18 protein-coding genes are annotated in these 17164 nt (G+C 35.5%); 11 read left to right on the forward strand and 7 right to left on the reverse strand.

What is annotated here, in order from left to right:
- The first annotated feature begins 58 nt into the window (after window positions 1-58).
- Window positions 59-1927, forward strand: a complete 1869-nt coding sequence (locus ASC72_RS22870; RefSeq protein ID WP_056196520.1) for an Nramp family divalent metal transporter — start codon at window positions 59-61, stop codon at window positions 1925-1927.
- 93 nt (window positions 1928-2020) lie between these two features.
- Entirely contained in the window at window positions 2021-2674 is a 654-nt protein-coding gene (locus ASC72_RS22875) for a metal-dependent transcriptional regulator (protein WP_056196524.1), read from the forward strand.
- Between the two features lie 220 nt (window positions 2675-2894).
- On the opposite strand, the gene ASC72_RS22885 is transcribed toward ASC72_RS22875, so the two are convergent.
- From ASC72_RS22885 to ASC72_RS22915, 7 genes are all read right to left on the reverse strand, one after another.
- Window positions 2895-3293, reverse strand: a complete 399-nt coding sequence (locus ASC72_RS22885) for a hypothetical protein (protein ID WP_056196530.1) — start codon at window positions 3291-3293, stop codon at window positions 2895-2897.
- A gap of 166 nt (window positions 3294-3459) precedes the next feature.
- Window positions 3460-4242, reverse strand: coding sequence for an enoyl-CoA hydratase/isomerase family protein (locus tag ASC72_RS22890; protein WP_056196534.1), 783 nt, complete (start codon window positions 4240-4242; stop codon window positions 3460-3462).
- Window positions 4243-4252: 10 nt separating this feature from the next.
- Window positions 4253-5668: a PAS domain-containing sensor histidine kinase gene (locus ASC72_RS22895; RefSeq protein WP_082564385.1), complete on the reverse strand. Its 1416-nt coding sequence runs from the start codon at window positions 5666-5668 to the stop codon at window positions 4253-4255.
- Window positions 5669-5797: 129 nt separating this feature from the next.
- Window positions 5798-6346: a CopD family protein gene (locus ASC72_RS22900; RefSeq protein ID WP_056196540.1), complete on the reverse strand. Its 549-nt coding sequence runs from the start codon at window positions 6344-6346 to the stop codon at window positions 5798-5800.
- Between the two features lie 86 nt (window positions 6347-6432).
- On the reverse strand, window positions 6433-7449 hold the full coding sequence (hemH, locus tag ASC72_RS22905; protein WP_056196543.1) for a ferrochelatase: 1017 nt from the start codon (window positions 7447-7449) through the stop codon (window positions 6433-6435).
- Window positions 7450-7531: 82 nt separating this feature from the next.
- Window positions 7532-7942, reverse strand: a complete 411-nt coding sequence (locus ASC72_RS22910; RefSeq protein WP_056196545.1) for a hypothetical protein — start codon at window positions 7940-7942, stop codon at window positions 7532-7534.
- A gap of 3 nt (window positions 7943-7945) precedes the next feature.
- The gene (locus ASC72_RS22915; protein ID WP_042563598.1) at window positions 7946-8818 is read right to left on the reverse strand and encodes an AraC family transcriptional regulator; all 873 of its coding nucleotides are present in this window, start codon (window positions 8816-8818) and stop codon (window positions 7946-7948) included.
- Between the two features lie 227 nt (window positions 8819-9045).
- On the opposite strand from ASC72_RS22915, the gene hemA reads away from it, so the two are divergent.
- From hemA to hemB, 9 genes are all read left to right on the forward strand, one after another.
- A complete protein-coding gene (hemA, locus tag ASC72_RS22920; RefSeq protein ID WP_056196848.1) occupies window positions 9046-10296 on the forward strand; it encodes a glutamyl-tRNA reductase in 1251 nt (416 codons plus the stop codon).
- Between the two features lie 107 nt (window positions 10297-10403).
- On the forward strand, window positions 10404-11327 hold the full coding sequence (hemC, locus tag ASC72_RS22925) for a hydroxymethylbilane synthase (RefSeq protein ID WP_056196548.1): 924 nt from the start codon (window positions 10404-10406) through the stop codon (window positions 11325-11327).
- Window positions 11327-12001 (forward strand): uroporphyrinogen-III synthase, encoded by a 675-nt coding sequence (locus ASC72_RS22930; RefSeq protein ID WP_056196551.1) that lies wholly within the window; start codon window positions 11327-11329, stop codon window positions 11999-12001. Before hemC ends, ASC72_RS22930 begins: the two co-directional genes overlap by 1 nt.
- A 122-nt stretch (window positions 12002-12123) precedes the next feature.
- Window positions 12124-13152, forward strand: coding sequence for a uroporphyrinogen decarboxylase (hemE, locus tag ASC72_RS22935; RefSeq protein ID WP_056196554.1), 1029 nt, complete (start codon window positions 12124-12126; stop codon window positions 13150-13152).
- 77 nt (window positions 13153-13229) lie between these two features.
- On the forward strand, window positions 13230-13607 hold the full coding sequence (locus ASC72_RS22940; protein WP_056196556.1) for a hypothetical protein: 378 nt from the start codon (window positions 13230-13232) through the stop codon (window positions 13605-13607).
- A 1-nt stretch (window position 13608) separates the two neighbouring features.
- Window positions 13609-14160, forward strand: coding sequence for a GNAT family N-acetyltransferase (locus ASC72_RS22945; RefSeq protein WP_056196851.1), 552 nt, complete (start codon window positions 13609-13611; stop codon window positions 14158-14160).
- Window positions 14150-15052, forward strand: a complete 903-nt coding sequence (hemF, locus tag ASC72_RS22950; protein WP_056196559.1) for an oxygen-dependent coproporphyrinogen oxidase — start codon at window positions 14150-14152, stop codon at window positions 15050-15052. The genes ASC72_RS22945 and hemF overlap by 11 nt, the downstream gene beginning before the upstream one ends.
- 107 nt (window positions 15053-15159) lie before the next feature.
- Window positions 15160-16047 (forward strand): fructose bisphosphate aldolase, encoded by an 888-nt coding sequence (locus ASC72_RS22955; RefSeq protein WP_056196854.1) that lies wholly within the window; start codon window positions 15160-15162, stop codon window positions 16045-16047.
- Between the two features lie 114 nt (window positions 16048-16161).
- Window positions 16162-17160 (forward strand): porphobilinogen synthase, encoded by a 999-nt coding sequence (hemB, locus tag ASC72_RS22960; protein WP_056196561.1) that lies wholly within the window; start codon window positions 16162-16164, stop codon window positions 17158-17160.
- The last annotated feature ends 4 nt before the right edge of the window (window positions 17161-17164 follow it).

Raw genomic sequence — 17164 nt, forward strand, 5'->3', positions numbered from 1 at the left:
AAAAATATTGTTGCGCGAATGTAATTTTTATATACATTTGTTAAAACAACATTTTAAAATGACCAAATCTTTAGAAGAAGTTAACCAATCGGTTGCAACAGAACATAAAAAGACAGGATTCCGTAAAATATTGGCCTTTTTAGGTCCCGCATATCTGGTAAGCGTTGGTTATATGGATCCCGGAAACTGGGCGACAGATATTGCCGGCGGAAGTCAGTTTGGCTATTCTTTACTTTGGGTTTTGCTAATGAGTAACTTAATGGCTTTACTTCTTCAAAGTTTAAGTGCAAGACTCGGAATCGTAACACAACGAGATCTGGCTCAGGCTTCACGTGAAACTTACTCCAGATTCATCAATTATATATTATATTTTTTAGCCGAAATTGCCATTGCTGCCTGTGATTTAGCCGAAGTTTTAGGAATGGCAATCGGAATCAATCTTCTTTTTGATATTCCGTTAATTGAAGGTGTTTTAATCACGGTTCTCGATACTTTTTTACTGCTTTTCCTAATTAATAAAGGCATCCGAAAAATGGAAGCTTTTATTATTGTTTTAGTTGCTATTATTGGCTTTTCTTTCATTTTCGAGATGATTTTCGCTGAACCGGAACTTGACAAGGTGATTTATGGACTAGTTCCTTCAATTCCAAGTTCTGCCGCTTTATATATTGCAATCGGTATTATTGGTGCAACTGTAATGCCTCACAATTTATATTTACATTCATCTCTTGTACAAACGCGTAAATTCGACAGAACTCCAGCCGGAATCAAACAAGCGTTGAAGTATAATTTCATCGATTCTACAATCGCCTTAAATCTTGCCTTTTTTGTAAACGCCGCCATTTTAATTTTGGCTGCAGCTACATTTTATAAAAACGGAATGTTTGAAGTCGCAGAAATTCAGGACGCACACCAATTTTTAGAACCATTATTAGGAACCAAATGGGCACCTATTTTATTTGCAGTCGCCCTGATTGCTGCCGGACAAAGTTCAACAGTAACGGGAACTTTAGCAGGGCAAATTGTGATGGAAGGTTATTTGAATTTACGTATACAGCCATGGGTTCGCCGTATTATTACCCGTTTGATTGCCATTGTTCCGGCAGTAATTGTAATTTTAATTTATGGCGAAAGCGTAACCGGAAAACTTTTAATTTTAAGTCAGGTTATTTTGAGCTTGCAATTGGGTTTTGCGATTATTCCGCTGATTCATTTTGTGAGCGATAAAACCAAAATGAAAGGTTTTCATATTTCTAAAACCACTCAAGTTGCAGCTTGGTTAATTGCTTTAATTATTGTTTCATTGAATGCCAAATTGGTTTATGATGAGATCACTTCCTGGCTTGAAAATTCTAATAACCCAGTGTTTCTTTGGTTTACGGTTGTACCACTAGCCTTTGGATTCTTAGGATTGCTTCTTTATATTGTATTTAAACCATTTATTGCAAGAGCGAAATCTAATATTGAGAATCATTCTCCACATCATTTAAAATTGCAATACCAACCAAAAGAAACCTATACCAAGAAAAACATAGCAATTTCAGTCGATTTTTCTAAAGCCGACGAGGCTGCCCTAAACAATGCATTTGAATTGGGCGGCATAAATGCCCAATATACCTTAATTCACATTGTAGAAACTGTTGGGGCATTAGTCTACGGAGATAATATTGAAGACCATGAAACTACAATCGACGAAGAATTATTATTAGAATATAAAGAGATGCTTTCGCAGAAGGGATTCAAGATAGAAACAGAACTTGGTTTTGGAAAACCTAACAGCGTGATTCCGAAGATTATCAACCAAGGAAATTTTGATATTTTAGTTATGGGAACCCACGGTCACACCGGATTAAAAGACATTTTATTTGGCACCACCGTAGACAAATTGAGACATAAAATTTCGATACCTTTGTTGATTGTTAAATAAATTAGGTACAAAGGTCCAGAGTTACAAAGGAACAAAGGTTTTCTGCTTTGAACCTCTGTTCCTTTGAACCTTTGTCCCTCAAAAAGAAAAAAAATGACTTTTTCAGAAGAAAACTACCTAAAATCAATATATCATCTTACTGCTTCAAATGATACTGAAGTCAGCACTAACGCTATTGCTGAAATGATGGAAACCAAAGCTTCATCCGTTACGGATATGCTTAAAAAGCTGGCAGATAAAGATTTAGTAAATTATAAAAAATACCAGGGCGTTTCTTTAACCGAAAACGGAAAACTAGCTGCTAAAATGATTGTTCGCAAACATCGTTTATGGGAAGTTTTTTTAGTGGAAAAACTGAATTTTAGTTGGGATGAGGTTCACGATATTGCAGAACAATTAGAACATATCAAATCGGAGCAATTGATTAATCGTTTGGATGATTTCCTTGGAAATCCAACGGAAGATCCGCACGGCGATCCTATTCCGGATGCGAATGGCCGAATTGTGAAGATCGAAAAACAACTGCTTGCTGAATTAACAGAACACCAAATTGGTGTTTGTGTGGGTGTAAAAGATACCTCTTCAGAATTTTTGAAATATCTGGACAAACAAGAAATCGCTTTGGGTTCAAAAATCGAATTTCTTTCTAAAGAATCTTTCGATTTATCGGTTAAAATTAAGATTGATCGAAGGGAATTATCTATCTCGAATAAAATTGCTTCTAATTTGTTTGTGAAGCTTATTTAGGAGTTGTTATACCACAGAGATACACAGAGGTACGCGAAGATTTTTTTTGATTTGCAAGGATTAATCCGCCCTAAAAAACACAATATTGACAGAAATGGCAAACTAGCCGCTAAACTTTTTTTTGAAAACGGGATTCCTAGCCCCGATAGAAGTGGAAATCCTTTTGTGGCGGGGTTCGCCACAAAAGATTGGAACGGATAGCGGGATTAGCTCCTAAAAACTAAACAATCCCTTTTTCAATCATCTCCAACATTACTGGCGATGCATTCTTGAATGTTGGTTCCTGCTCGATAATACTTCCAGCATTCTTTTTGTTTACTTTGAATGTTACATCGTTATCTGTCGTAAACAAAAGCGCTGTCAAAAATGGGTTTTTAATATACGTTCCCAATACCATTAAAGCTTCATCTAAAGTGTGAATACTTTCAATTTCTTCAGTTTTATAGCGCGTAGTCAAAGAGATTGAATACGTGTTGTCTTCATTCAAAACCAATCGGAAGTAAATGTTTTTGATCTCGGTATCACCGATCGTTTTGGCAAGAGTAAGTTTGGCAAAAGTGCCGCTTTGAATGCTTTCTTTGACGCGTTCACAAAAAAGAGCAAATATTGGTTCGTACATTTTTTTTAAGCTTGTAAGGTTCTGAGATGCTAAGGTTCTAAGTTTTTAAAACCTTTGTCTATTATTTAACCGCAAAGTTCGCTAAGATTTACGCAAAGGACACAAGGAAATTTAAAAACTTTGCGAACCTTGCGTAAATCTTAGCGAACTTTGCGGTTAAGAAAAATTATTTGCCTGTAAATTCAGCCTTTCTTTTCTCTAAAAACGCTGTGGTTCCTTCTTTAAAATCCTGAGTTCCGAAACATTTTCCGAATGATTTTATTTCGGTTTCAAAACCATCTTTTCCCTCTTTAAAATTCGCATTGATGGCTTTTATTGCCTTTCCGATAGCAAATGGTGCATTTTTAATGATTTTTTGAGCAATTCCGTTTGTAAATTCAAGAAGTTCCGCCTGAGGCACTACGTGATTTACCAAACCATATTCTTTGGCTTCTTCTGCATTAACCATAGCTGCAGTCATAATCATTTCCATTGCACGGCCTTTCCCTACTAATTGGGGCAAACGCTGCGTTCCTCCATAACCCGGGATCAATCCTAAAGTTACTTCCGGCAATCCCATTTTTGCATTGTCTGATGCTACTCTAAAATGACACGCCATTGCCAATTCTAATCCGCCACCAAGAGCAAAACCATTTACGGCAGCAATTACCGGTTTCTTTAAATTTTCTATATAATCGAAAAGTGATTCTTGTCCTTCAGCAGCTAATTGTGCTCCTTCAACAACAGTATAATTGGCAAATTCTGAAATATCGGCTCCGGCCACAAAAGCTTTTTCTCCACTTCCGGTTAAAATAATAACACGAACCTCATCATTTTTACCCAATAATTTGATTGCTTTATTCAGATCACTAATGGTTGCTTTGTTCAACGCATTGAGCTTTGTGGGTCTGTTTATGGTTACGGTAGCAATTTTTTCCTCAATAGAAATTAAAAGATTTTCGTAGTTCATGGTCGTGGTTTTATGAGTTTGTGATAGGCAAAGAAACGGTAAATGTGGTTCCTTTTCCAAAAGTTGATTCAAAGGTAATTGTTCCTTTGTAATTTTCGATAATGTTTTTTATAATTCCGAGTCCAAGACCCATTCCACTGGTTTTAGTAGTAAATTTTGGTTCGAAAATTCGGTCAGCATCTTGCTTCTGAATTCCGATTCCGTTGTCTTTTACCGCAATTTCAACATTATTATTTCGGCGTTTTACCGTAACCAAAATAGATTTATGAAACTGACTTTCCGGAATTGCCTGCGTTGCATTTTTAACCAAATTGGTAATGACACGAATTAATTGTGTACGGTCCATTTTGGAAACGATTTCCTCTTCTTCACTTTCAAAAACAATATAATCTTCGTTGAAAATATCTAACGCCAATTCCACAACTTCCACCACATTTAAGGTTTCATTTTGCTGAGCCGGCATCGAAGCAAAATTCGAAAAGGCGGAAGCAACGGCCGTCATCGTATCAATTTGCTGAATTAAGGTTTCAGAATAATCGTTTAATTTCTGCTTTACATCAGGCGCTGTCGGATCAAACTTGCGTTGAAAGCTTTGCACGGTCAAACGCATCGGCGTAAGCGGATTTTTAATTTCGTGTGCCACTTGTTTTGCCATTTCGCGCCACGCTTCTTCACGTTCACTTTGGGCTAGTTTTATGGCACTGGTTTCCAATTTATCGACCATTCCGTTATATGCCCGGATCAGGAAATTAACTTCTTTGCTATTCGCCTCTAAAACAATCTTCTCATTTTTCTGATCCAGATTCGTTTCTTCCAGTTTATCAGAAATCGTTTTAAGGGATTTGGTAATATAAGTTGAAAGAAAATAAGCCAAGGCAAATGCGACAATCAGCATAAAAGAATATACCTGACTTAAACGAATCAGGAAAGTATTCAACTCATTGTCATAATAACCGTCGTCTTCTAAATAAGGAAGATTTAGAATTCCGAGTGGTTTGAATTTCTCATCTTTTATCAAACTATATGATGATCTGTTTTTGACTCCATCAATAGTTTTAATGTCTACAAATCGCTTTTCAATAGAAGACCGAACCAATTTCAGGATATAATCGGGAACTGGAGGTGCTACTTTATCAACCGCAAAAGATTCTTTGGAGGATTTCAGCAATTTTCCGTCAAGGCTGTAAATATTGATTTCGATTTTGTGAATTTGGGCCAATTCATGGATTTTATCTTTAAAAATCAAATCTAAATTGGCAGTTTTTAAAGGATAAGTGGTAGTCGAAAGCACGTAGTTGATATGTTCTTTTACGGCATTTTCTTTACGCTCCAAACGTTCCTGATGGTATTCTTTGGCTTCATTCTTAAACTGAATAATCGAAATGGAAGCCAATAAAAAAGATGCCACAACAATCAATACAATCATCGAAAGGAAAATCCTTACACGAAGAGAAAGCATTGACATTTTGAAGTTGTTAAACATATTTTTTGTTTTGTTTGTTTCAGGTTTCAGGTTGTGTCGCGGATGGCAACTTGAAACCTGAAACTAAAAAAACTATTTTCTTTCTCGAATTCTTTTGTAAAAACGGAAGCCCAGCATGATTAAAACGGAGAATAAAACAATTCCTATTACGCCGAAAATCCAGTTGACGGCACTTTTTAAAACTACTAAAAACACTACGGCAAATAGTATGATTGTAGCACCTTCATTCCATAAACGCATGAAATTGTTGGAATATTTTACCTCATCATTTTGCAATTGTTTGAAAATTTGATGGCATTTTGCGTGATATAAATATAAAAGAAAAACAAAACACAATTTTACATACATCCACGGCATTTTAAGCCAGGCGTTTCCTAAATCAGTAAAAAATAACATCCAAAAAGCAAAAATACTAGCCAAAATTGCTGATGGCCACGTGATAATGTACCACAAACGGTAGGCCATTATTTTGTACTGTGCCTGCAAAATTTCCTTTTCAGGAGATGGTTTTTCGTTGGCTTCAATTTGATATACAAACAAACGCACAATATAAAACAATCCTGCAAACCATGTGATTACAAAAATAAGATGCAGCGATTTTAGATAATTATAATATTCCATGCTTTTTGTTTCAGGTTTGAGGTTTCAGGTTTTTTAAAGTTGATTTTCACGCAACAATCTTTGTTCTTTACTCTTTACTCTATTTTCTATTTTTTAGCCCAATCGTTAATCCAGTTACTCACGGTCTGGCACCACTCATCATCATCATTCAAACACGGAATCGCCAAGAATTCTTCTCCTCCTTTTGCTTCAAAATCTTCTTTGGCACGCATTGCGATTTCTTCAAGGGTTTCTAAACAATCCGAAACAAAAGCTGGTGTTACAACTGCCAATTTCTTGATTCCTTTTGCTGGCATTTTATCAATTTCAACATCCGTGTAAGGTTCTAACCATTTGTCTCCGGCTAAACGCGATTGGAAAGTCAAACTGTATTTATCAGCTGGAATTCCTAATAATTTTACGACCTGTCTTGTTGTTTCATAACATTGATGGCGGTAACAGAAATCGTGTGCCGGTGAAGGCGTATTGCAACATGATCCATCTATCTTACAATGTGATTTTGTTACATCGGTTTTGCGAATATGACGCTCCGGAATTCCGTGATACGAGAATAACAAATGATCATAATCAAAACCAACTAAATGTTTCTGAATCGAATCGGCTAAATTCCTGATGTAATCTGGTTTGTTATAAAAGGCAGGAACATCAGTAAAAGTCATATGAGGAAATTTCTTCTTGCGGATTTCTTCTGCTTTAACTAAAATTGTCAAAGTCGATGCCATCGCATATTGCGGATACAACGGAAAAAGCATTACTTCAGTTACTCCTTTTTCGTGCAATTCCTGCAGTCCTTTTTCGATAGTCATAGTACCATAACGCATGGCAAGCGAAACAGGAACGTTCACTAAAGGCTGTACTTTTTTCTGCATTCTTTCAGAAAGGACTACTAACGGAGAACCTTCTTCCCACCAGATTTTCTTGTAAGCATGCGCTGATTCTTCCGGTCTTTTTCTTAAAATGATTCCACGAACCAAGAATGCTCTTAACAAATACGGAACATCGATCACGTATTTATCCATTAAAAATTCGTCTAAATACGGTTTTACATCTTTTGGTTCCGGACTTTCTGGAGATCCTAAGTTTACTAATAATACGCCTTTCATTTATTCTTTTGCTTTAAGCTTTGTTTTTGTTTTAATTTTCGGCAAAAGTAGAACTTGCTACTTTTTAGAAATATGATATTTATTACTTTTTGATTATACTCTGATTTGTAAAATCGATATAATCCTTATCTTGATCTTTTCTTTTATTTTTCTTTTCTGCCAAACATTCGATTTCTCCATTTTTTATATTAACAAAAGCAATACGGTTTTTACCAAAAGAAACTTTTAATTTTCCACTTCCTATAAAAACAGAATTAATTTCAACTTTCCTTTTTCCGCAGTTTTTAATAACATCTGCTTTCCATTTAATAGTGTCATTTTGAACTGCTATCAAGATTTTATCTTTCTTTTCTATATAAAAAGTTATTCCGCCTAGACATTCCATTCCCTCTAATTTCGACAACTTATTGTAATCAATTTTAGAAATCTCCTGAGCTTTTATATTTTGAAATCCCAATACAAAGAACATTAAAAGTAAAAATGCCTTTTTCATTAATTAAACATTCGTATTAATCGACATCAAATACTTTTTCGGAGTTGTGGCAAATTTCTTTTTGAACGCCGCGATGAAATGACTTCCCGTGCTATAACCTATTTTCAATCCAACTTCGTTTACATTATAAGAACCACTATCTAATAGTTTTCGGGCGAAATCCATTTTGTAATCGAAAAGAAAACCGTAAACTGTATCGCCGTAAATTTGTTTGAAACCCATTTTTAGTTTCTTCAAATTCAAACCAATTTCATCGGCCAATTCTTGTAAACCAGGAGGTTCAGCCATATTGGCGATGATGATTTCTTTGGCTTTTCGAATTTTCAAAACGTTATCTTCATCAATCAAAAACGGACATTGCTCTGCGTTTGGATCTTCTGTTCGATTAAAATACAGACTCAACAATTCGTATCCTTTTCCTTTATAATAAAGGTTTTTTATCGACGGATGAAGGTTATAATGAAACAACTGACTCAACACAATAGCCATAGAAGGACTGATATTTCCTTCGTTATAATATTTTTTGTCCTTATTATCAGGACTTAAAAAAGTAATATAATCTGCTTCCGCAGAAAACAACGCGTGAAATTTCTTGATCGATACAATAACTGAAATTACCCAGGAATTTGGAGCCAACTCTAAATTCAGCGGTAATTCTTTCTGTGGATTGTACAAAAGCAATGATTTTTCTTCCTTCAAATCTAAGGCATAAGTACCCTGATTAAACAAGAATTTAGCATTGCCTTTTATCCCGAAGTGAAACTGTATCAGACCACTACCAACTTCATGCTGTCCAAAAAACGGCTCTGAACTGTCGTTTTGAAAACGGATCAGCGTAAAGTCGTCTTCAATTTTTATAATTTCCTGAGAACTCATAGCGATATTTTTTTGAAACTAAAATCACAGCCAAAGGGAAATGTTATTTAGAATCACTCTAAACAAATCATTTCAAACGACTTGATTTTGCTACAAAAATAATGTTTTTTACACAAAAACAGACGTTTAGAAACAAAAAAACATATAGCGATACAAATAGTACTTTGAGCGTTACTTTTATAACTACTATAATAATAATTTTGTTGCACTTTTATGAAAGTGAATATATGGAAAACAATAATGTACCGAAACACCTCTATTTTTATTCAGTTGGTCTGAGTTATAAAAAAGCTGATGCTGAGGTCAGAGGTCAATTTAGTTTGGATGCAGTTGCGAAGACTCGTTTGCTGGAACAGGCTAAAACAGAAGGAATAGAAAGTTTAATTGTCACTTCGACTTGCAACAGAACCGAAATTTACGGTTTTGCTGAACATCCATTTCAATTAATAAAACTGATTTGCGATAATAGTAACGGATCTGTAGATGCTTTCCAAAAAGTGGGATTCGTTTATAAAAATCAGGAAGCTATAAATCATTTGTTTCGCGTAGGTACTGGTTTAGATAGTCAGATTCTGGGCGATTTCGAGATTATATCTCAAATCAAAACTAGTTTTACCCATTCTAAATCTATGGGTTTAGCCAATACTTTTATGGAAAGATTGGTAAACGCTGTGATTCAGGCGAGCAAAAAAATCAAAAACGAAACAGAAATTAGTTCCGGAGCAACTTCGGTTTCTTTTGCATCGGTTCAATACATTATGAAAAATGTAGAAGATATCGGGAATAAAAACATTTTACTTTTCGGAACAGGAAAAATCGGAAGAAATACTTGTGAAAATCTGGTAAAACACACCAAAAACGAACATATCACTTTAATCAACCGAACTAAAGACAAAGCTGAGAAATTGGCCGGAAAACTAAATTTGATTGTTAAAGATTATTCGGAGCTGCATTTAGAACTTCAAAAAGCAGATGTTGTGGTTGTCGCTACAGGCGCTCAAAACCCAACGGTTGACAAAGCCATCTTAAATCTTAAAAAACCTTTATTGATTTTAGACTTATCGATTCCGAAAAACGTGAATGAAAATGTTGAGGAATTAGAAGGTGTAACTTTGATTCACATGGATTATTTGTCGCAATTGACAGATGAAACATTGGAAAACAGAAAATTACATATTCCGGCGGCTGAAGCTATTATCGAAGAAATCAAAGAAGAATTTGTTGTTTGGATGAAAGGCAGAAAATTTGCCCCAACGATCAATGCTTTAAAAGAAAAACTGAATGCGATTAAAGATTCAGAATTAAACTTTCAAAGCAAAAAAATTACTGATTTCAATGAGGCTCAGGCTGAAATCATCAGTAACAGAATCATTCAAAAAATCACTACACATTTCGCAAACCACTTAAAAGACGACGACACCATGGTCGATGAAAGCATCGAATGGATCGAAAAAGTCTTCAAAATAAAAGCATCTTAAAAACATAAACTTTTCACCATATAAGTCAATAAGTTCATTAAATTACAGCTATTTACGAATTGCTTAAATTTACTTATATAACTTATATGGTGGAAAAACCGTAAAAAATGGCTGAAAAAATTATCAGAATAGGAACTCGCGATAGCGAATTGGCACTTTGGCAAGCACATACTGTCGAGAAAAAACTAAACGATTTGGGTTATAAAACTGAGATTGTTGCGGTAAAATCTACAGGTGATATTATTTTGGACAAACCGCTTTACGAACTTGGCATTACCGGAATTTTTACTAAAACACTGGATGTTGCCATGATTAACGGCGATTGTGATATTGCTGTTCACTCCATGAAAGATGTTCCAACCGCATTGCCAAAAGGTATTGTTCAGGCTGCTGTTTTAGAAAGAGCCAATGTTTTAGATATTTTAGTTTTTAAAGGAATTCCTGATTTTAATCAGCCAAGTACAATTGCAACCGGAAGTTTGCGTCGCCAGGCTTTATGGTTCAATAAATACCCTAATCATACGGTGGTTGACTTACGCGGAAACGTAAACACACGTATGCAAAAATTACAAGACAATAACTGGGATGGAGCTGTTTTTGCTGCTGCAGGTTTGGAACGCATCAACCTTAAACCAGAAAACTATATCAATTTAGACTGGATGATTCCCGCGCCGGCACAAGGAGCAATGCTTGTAGTGGCAATGGAAAATGACAATTATACTTTAGACGCACTTTCTCAGTTAAATCATATTGAAACGGAAATCTGTACGTATATCGAACGTCAGTTTTTGAGAACGCTTGAAGGTGGCTGTACTGCCCCAATTGGAGCTTTGGTCACTTATAATGAAGACGAAGATACTTTACATTTTCAAGGGGTTTTACTTTCTGTTGACGGAAAACAAAAACTGGAAATCGAAAAAACCGTTGACATTTCAGAATGGAAAAAATTAGGTTTCCACTCGGCGCAAGAAATTCTAAACAACGGCGGAACCGAATTGATGCAATCTATTAAAGAATCTTTAAAAAAATAATGGCAAAATCAATTCAAATATTATCCACAAAAAAGCTATCGGGCGAACAAAAACAAGCATTAACTAATGCTAATATAGAAGTTACTGATACCGATTTCATTCAGACTCAAAATAAATCTTTCGAACTAAAAGACCTCAACGAAAATTTGATCTTTACAAGTCAGAATGCTGTTCATAGTATTTTGTCACACCCAAAAGCGGAAGAATTAAAAAGTAAAAATGTTTTTTGCGTTGGCTTAAAAACCAAGATTTTACTTTCTGAAAGTGGCTTTAATGTTGTGGCTTATACCGGTTATGCTTCAGATTTGGCTGAAATCATCACTTTGATTTACAGAAATGAAAGTTTCACGTTTTTTAGTGGAAACCTTCGCAGAGAAACTTTGCCTCAAGCTTTAAAAGATGCCGAGGTAAAATTTAATGAAATCCAGGTTTACGATACATCATTAACACCTCAGAAAATAAAAACAGCTGTTGATGCGATCTTATTTTTCAGTCCGTCTGGCGTTGAAAGTTATTTGAAAGACCATACCATCAAAAAAGAAACCTGCTTTTGTATTGGAGAAACCACTGCAGAAGCTTTACATAAAATTACCAAAAACATCATCATAGCAGATCAGCCAACGGTTGAAGATGTGATTGAGGATGTAATTGTTGAATACAGCAATAAGCTTTAAGCCTTAGGCAATAAGCATAAATTAATACTGCTATAGGCTTTAAGCAATAAGCCATAAGCACAAAAAAATAACACAAACAAACGCTTAAAGCCTAAAGCTTAAAGCCTAAAGCCATAAAAGAAATGTTAAAAAACGACCTATTTTTACGTGCCTTAAAAGGGGAAACTGTTCAACGTCCGCCAGTATGGATGATGCGTCAAGCCGGAAGATATTTACCAGAATTCATCGCTTTGCGTGATAAATACGATTTCTTTACCCGTTGTGAAACCCCTGAATTAGCGGCAGAAATTACGGTTCAGCCAATACGCAGAATTGCTCCGGATGCGGCCATTTTATTCTCAGATATTTTAGTGGTGCCACGCGCAATGGGAATTCACGTGGAATTGAAAGATAATCTAGGGCCAATTATTCCTAACCCAATTCGCACAATGGAACAAGTAAATCAGGTTTTTGTTCCGGATGTAAATGAAACTTTAGGTTATGTTTTTGATGCCATTAAATTGACTAAAGAAATGTTGAACGACGAAGTTCCATTAATTGGTTTCGCAGGTTCACCATGGACAATTTTCTGTTATGCTGTTGAAGGAAAAGGATCTAAAAGCTTTGATACTGCAAAAGGTTTCTGTTTTTCAAACCCAGTTGCAGCACATACTTTATTACAAAAAATCACTGATACAACTATTTTATATTTAAAAGAAAAGGTAAAATCAGGGGTTAATGCCGTTCAGATTTTTGATTCCTGGGGAGGAATGCTTTCTCCGGTTGATTATCAGGAATTCTCATGGAAATACATTAACCAGATCGTTGATGCTTTGGCCGAAGTTACCCCGGTTATTGTTTTCGGAAAAGGATGTTGGTTTGCTCTTGGCGAAATGGGTAAAAGTAAAGCTTCGGCATTGGGTGTAGACTGGACTTGTTCGGCTAGAAATGCACGTTATTTGTCTGGTGGAAACATTACTTTACAAGGAAACTTTGATCCGTCAAGATTGCTTTCTCCAATTCCAACCATCAAAAAAATGGTTCATGAAATGATTGACGAATTCGGAAAAGATAAATATATTGTAAATTTAGGTCACGGAATTTTACCAAATATTCCTGTAGATCATGCAAAAGCGTTTATTGACGCGGTTAAGGAATACGAAGTGAAATAGTTAATAGTTGATGGTTGATAGTTGTTAGAATCTCATAACTATCAACCATCAACTTACAACCATCAACTTACAAGAAAATGCTCAACAAAGGCTTAAGAGACGACGAAGCAATCAGAATCGACAATGTTCTTAAAACATTGCGCTCTCTTGATTTTGTACCTCAGCCTTTGACCGATGATGAAAAATTTGATATTGAAAATCAATTAAAAGAATTTGGTTTAAACATTGAAACCTTAGTAGAATATCAAAATGAAGAATTAATTACATTATTAGTTCGATGTCATTTAGATTTTAATCAATTAGAGCAATTTGCTGACTTTTTAATGCAATTTTCAATAGTTGAAAACTATAATTTTGAAAATAAAGCGCTAGTTCTTTACCAATATATTCAGCAAGAAAGCAAGGTTTTCTCCTTTGGAATAAATGCCAAAATCGCCTCGGCTAAAAACAAATAACATGAGTTTTACGGATTGGAAAATAGATCGACTTCAACATGTTTCTCCCGAAGAGTTTTTCAAACTGATCGATAAGAATAGAAATCATATTGGGAAAACTTTTCCGGTGACGCTGGCCAATTCTGATTCCTTAAAGAAAGCTGAAGATTTTCTGGCAGTTAGTCATAACAAAGAAAAGAACAATGAAGGCTTTTATTTTTTCTCAAGAGACATCAAAACCAATGACTTAATTGGTTATTTATGTGTAAAAACGATAGACTACCGTATTTCAAAATGTGAGTTAGGTTATTTTACCGATGAAGATTATCAGGGAAAAGGAATCACTTCAAAAATGGTTTCAGATGCACTTGAATTTTGTTTCAACGAATTGAAAATGAATAAGGTTTTTATCTGTACATCCGAAATTAATTTTGCAAGTCAGCGAGTTGCATTAAAACACAATTTCAAACAAGAAGGAATTTTACGGGACGAATTTAGAAATGGTGATGGCGAATTGCAGAACACTGTTTATTTCGGGTTGCTTAAATCAGAATACAATACTTATGAAAGATAAATTTTACGCATACTTACAAAATCTACAAGACCAGATCTGTGCCGAATTAGAAGCTGTTGACGGAACTGCAAAATTCCGTGAAGATCTTTGGAAACGTCCCGAAGGCGGCGGCGGAAGAACGCGCGTTATTGAAAACGGAAATGTCTTCGAAAAAGGTGGCGTAAACATTTCAGCCGTTCATGGAAAATTGCCTGAAGCGATGCAGAAAATGTTTGGCGTTGGCGAAGCTGATTTCTTTGCTTGTGGATTAAGCTTGGTTTTACATCCCAAAAATCCCATGACACCAACAGTTCATGCCAATTGGCGTTATTTTGAAATGTATGATGAACACGGAAAAGTAATCGAACAATGGTTTGGCGGTGGACAGGATCTAACACCTTATTATTTGTTTGAAGAAGATGCGACACACTTTCATCAAACGTGTAAAACGGCTTGTGACAAACATAATCCGGAGTTTTATCCGAAATATAAAAAACAATGTGATGCTTATTTTTGGAATGCTCACAGAAACGAAGCCCGCGGAATTGGCGGTTTGTTCTTTGATTATTGCAAAGCAAATGAGCAAATGTCGATGGAAGATTGGTTCAATTTTGTATCCGAAGTTGGAAATAGTTTCTTAGAAGCCTATGTTCCAATTGTGGAGAAAAGAAAAAATTTAGCCTATACGCCTGAAAACAGGAATTGGCAAGAAATTCGTCGTGGCCGTTATGTCGAATTCAATTTGGTTCATGACAAAGGCACTTTATTCGGTTTAAAAACCAACGGAAGAATTGAGAGTATCTTGATGAGTTTGCCTCCACATGTGCAATGGGTTTACGATCATCACGCAGAAGCAGGAAGCGAAGAAGAAAAATTAGTAAATGTGCTGGAAAATCCGCGGGAATGGATTTAATAAATTGAAGCCAATATTCATTTAACTTCTTGTTAATCATAAATTTAAATTGTAATTTACTTTTAAATCTTCAATCTAAAATCTAAAATATTATGGAAAAGAGAGAAATGAACATTGCACAATTAGATCGCATGCATTCAGGAAAAGGATTTATTGCCGCATTGGATCAAAGTGGTGGAAGTACACCAAAAGCGTTAGCTCAATATGGCATACAAGAAAGTAGTTTCACGAATGACGAAGAAATGTACACTCTTGTACATGAAATGAGAACCCGTATCATTAAAAGTCCTGCATTCAAAAGCGAATATATCCTGGGAGCTATTTTGTTTGAAAATACTATGGATCGCAAAATCGACGGACAATGGACTGCCGATTATTTGTGGGAAAAGAAAAACATCGTTCCGTTTTTAAAAGTCGATAAAGGACTTGCTGATTTGGCCAATGGCGTACAGTTGATGAAACCGATTTCTAATTTAGAGGAACTGTTGACAAGAGCTGTAGAGAAAAACGTTTTTGGAACCAAAATGCGTTCTGTTATTAAAGAAGCAAATGCCGAAGGAATTCGGGAAGTTGTAGAGCAACAATTTGCGGTTGGAAAACAAATATTTACAAAAGGACTTGTGCCGATTATTGAACCAGAAGTTGATATTTACAGCACTGATAAAGAAAAGTCTGAAGAAATTCTAAAAGAAGAAATTAAGAAACAACTTAGCTTGTTGGATAAAGAGGTTAAAGTTATGCTGAAATTATCTATCCCGACTGTAAATGACTTTTACACAGATTTGATGTCTGATCCTCATGTTGTGCGTGTTGTGGCATTGTCGGGAGGATATTCAGAAGAAGAAGCCAATGCTAAACTGACGCAAAATCACGGATTGATTGCCAGTTTTTCAAGAGCATTGTCTGAAGGTCTTTCAGCTGGTCAGTCTAATGATGAATTTAATCAAAAACTTGATAAAACTATAAAAGCGATTTACGCAGCTTCCATTACCTAAAAATTAAAACAGTAAAAATTCTAATAAATGGATCGCTGATTAATGACTTGTTATTTCATCTGAATATTACACAATAAAAAATCTAAAATCAGCAATCAAAAATCTAAAATAGTTATGTTCCCATTACAAAGAGGCAGAAGACTACGAGTAAATGAATCTATCCGTAGTTTAGTTCGCGAAACAACATTGAGTCCGAGTGATTTTATGTTTCCAATGTTTATTGCAGAAGGCGAAAATTATAAAGTTGAAATTCCATCCATGCCGGGAATTTTTCGTCGCTCTATTGATTTGACCGTAGAAGAAGTAAAAGAAATTTTTGCTTTAGGAATTCGCGCTGTCAACATTTACGTAAAAGTAGACGAATCACTCAAAGACAATACCGGAAAAGAAGCCTGGAATCCAAACGGATTAATGCAAAATGCTATTAAAGCCATAAAAGCCGCTTGTCCTGAAATGATTGTAATGCCTGATGTTGCCCTTGATCCCTATTCTATTTATGGTCACGACGGAATCATAGAAAATGGCGATGTTGCCAATGATGCTACTAACGAAGCATTGGTAAAAATGGCCGTTTCACACGCACAAGCCGGAGCGGATTTTGTTGCACCAAGTGATATGATGGACGGACGTATTTTGCGTTTGCGTCAGGGATTGGATGCTGCAGGTTTTCATAATGTTGGTATCATGAGTTATTCGGCTAAATATGCTTCTGCATTTTATGGTCCGTTTCGCGATGCTTTGGATAGTGCTCCAAGAGAAGCTGATGTAGTGGTTCCGAAAGACAAAAAAACATACCAAATGGATTATGCCAATCGTATCGAAGCGATCAGAGAAACACTTATGGATGTTGAAGAAGGTGCAGATATGGTAATGGTAAAACCAGGAATTGCATATTTAGATATTGTACGTGAAGTAAAAAATGCCGTGAATGTTCCGGTAACTGTTTTTCATGTTTCAGGAGAATATGCCATGATTAAAGCTGCAGCTGAAAGAGGCTGGCTGGATAATGACAAGATTATGATGGAGCAACTTTATTGCATTAAGCGTGCTGGAGCCAGTATTATCTCGACTTATTTTGCTAAAGAAGCAGCAATATTATTAAATAAGAAATAAAAGA

The sequence above is a fragment of the Flavobacterium sp. Root420 genome, from assembly GCF_001427905.1.
In the GTDB taxonomy this organism is placed as follows: Bacteria; Bacteroidota; Bacteroidia; order Flavobacteriales; family Flavobacteriaceae; genus Flavobacterium.

Coding starts and splice junctions, on each gene's coding strand:
- ASC72_RS22910 (WP_056196545.1), bottom strand. CDS start 7,942: ATGAAAAAGGCATTTTTACTTTTAATGTTCTTTGTATTGGGATTTCAA.
- ASC72_RS22885 (WP_056196530.1), bottom strand. CDS start 3,293: ATGTACGAACCAATATTTGCTCTTTTTTGTGAACGCGTCAAAGAAAGC.
- ASC72_RS22900 (WP_056196540.1), bottom strand. CDS start 6,346: ATGGAATATTATAATTATCTAAAATCGCTGCATCTTATTTTTGTAATC.
- ASC72_RS22930 (WP_056196551.1), top strand. CDS start 11,327: ATGGCAAAATCAATTCAAATATTATCCACAAAAAAGCTATCGGGCGAA.
- hemA (WP_056196848.1), top strand. CDS start 9,046: ATGGAAAACAATAATGTACCGAAACACCTCTATTTTTATTCAGTTGGT.
- hemH (WP_056196543.1), bottom strand. CDS start 7,449: ATGAAAGGCGTATTATTAGTAAACTTAGGATCTCCAGAAAGTCCGGAA.
- ASC72_RS22870 (WP_056196520.1), top strand. CDS start 59: ATGACCAAATCTTTAGAAGAAGTTAACCAATCGGTTGCAACAGAACAT.
- ASC72_RS22955 (WP_056196854.1), top strand. CDS start 15,160: ATGAACATTGCACAATTAGATCGCATGCATTCAGGAAAAGGATTTATT.
- hemE (WP_056196554.1), top strand. CDS start 12,124: ATGTTAAAAAACGACCTATTTTTACGTGCCTTAAAAGGGGAAACTGTT.
- hemB (WP_056196561.1), top strand. CDS start 16,162: ATGTTCCCATTACAAAGAGGCAGAAGACTACGAGTAAATGAATCTATC.
- hemC (WP_056196548.1), top strand. CDS start 10,404: ATGGCTGAAAAAATTATCAGAATAGGAACTCGCGATAGCGAATTGGCA.
- ASC72_RS22915 (WP_042563598.1), bottom strand. CDS start 8,818: ATGAGTTCTCAGGAAATTATAAAAATTGAAGACGACTTTACGCTGATC.
- ASC72_RS22890 (WP_056196534.1), bottom strand. CDS start 4,242: ATGAACTACGAAAATCTTTTAATTTCTATTGAGGAAAAAATTGCTACC.
- hemF (WP_056196559.1), top strand. CDS start 14,150: ATGAAAGATAAATTTTACGCATACTTACAAAATCTACAAGACCAGATC.
- ASC72_RS22875 (WP_056196524.1), top strand. CDS start 2,021: ATGACTTTTTCAGAAGAAAACTACCTAAAATCAATATATCATCTTACT.
- ASC72_RS22945 (WP_056196851.1), top strand. CDS start 13,609: ATGAGTTTTACGGATTGGAAAATAGATCGACTTCAACATGTTTCTCCC.
- ASC72_RS22940 (WP_056196556.1), top strand. CDS start 13,230: ATGCTCAACAAAGGCTTAAGAGACGACGAAGCAATCAGAATCGACAAT.
- ASC72_RS22895 (WP_082564385.1), bottom strand. CDS start 5,668: ATGATTGTATTGATTGTTGTGGCATCTTTTTTATTGGCTTCCATTTCG.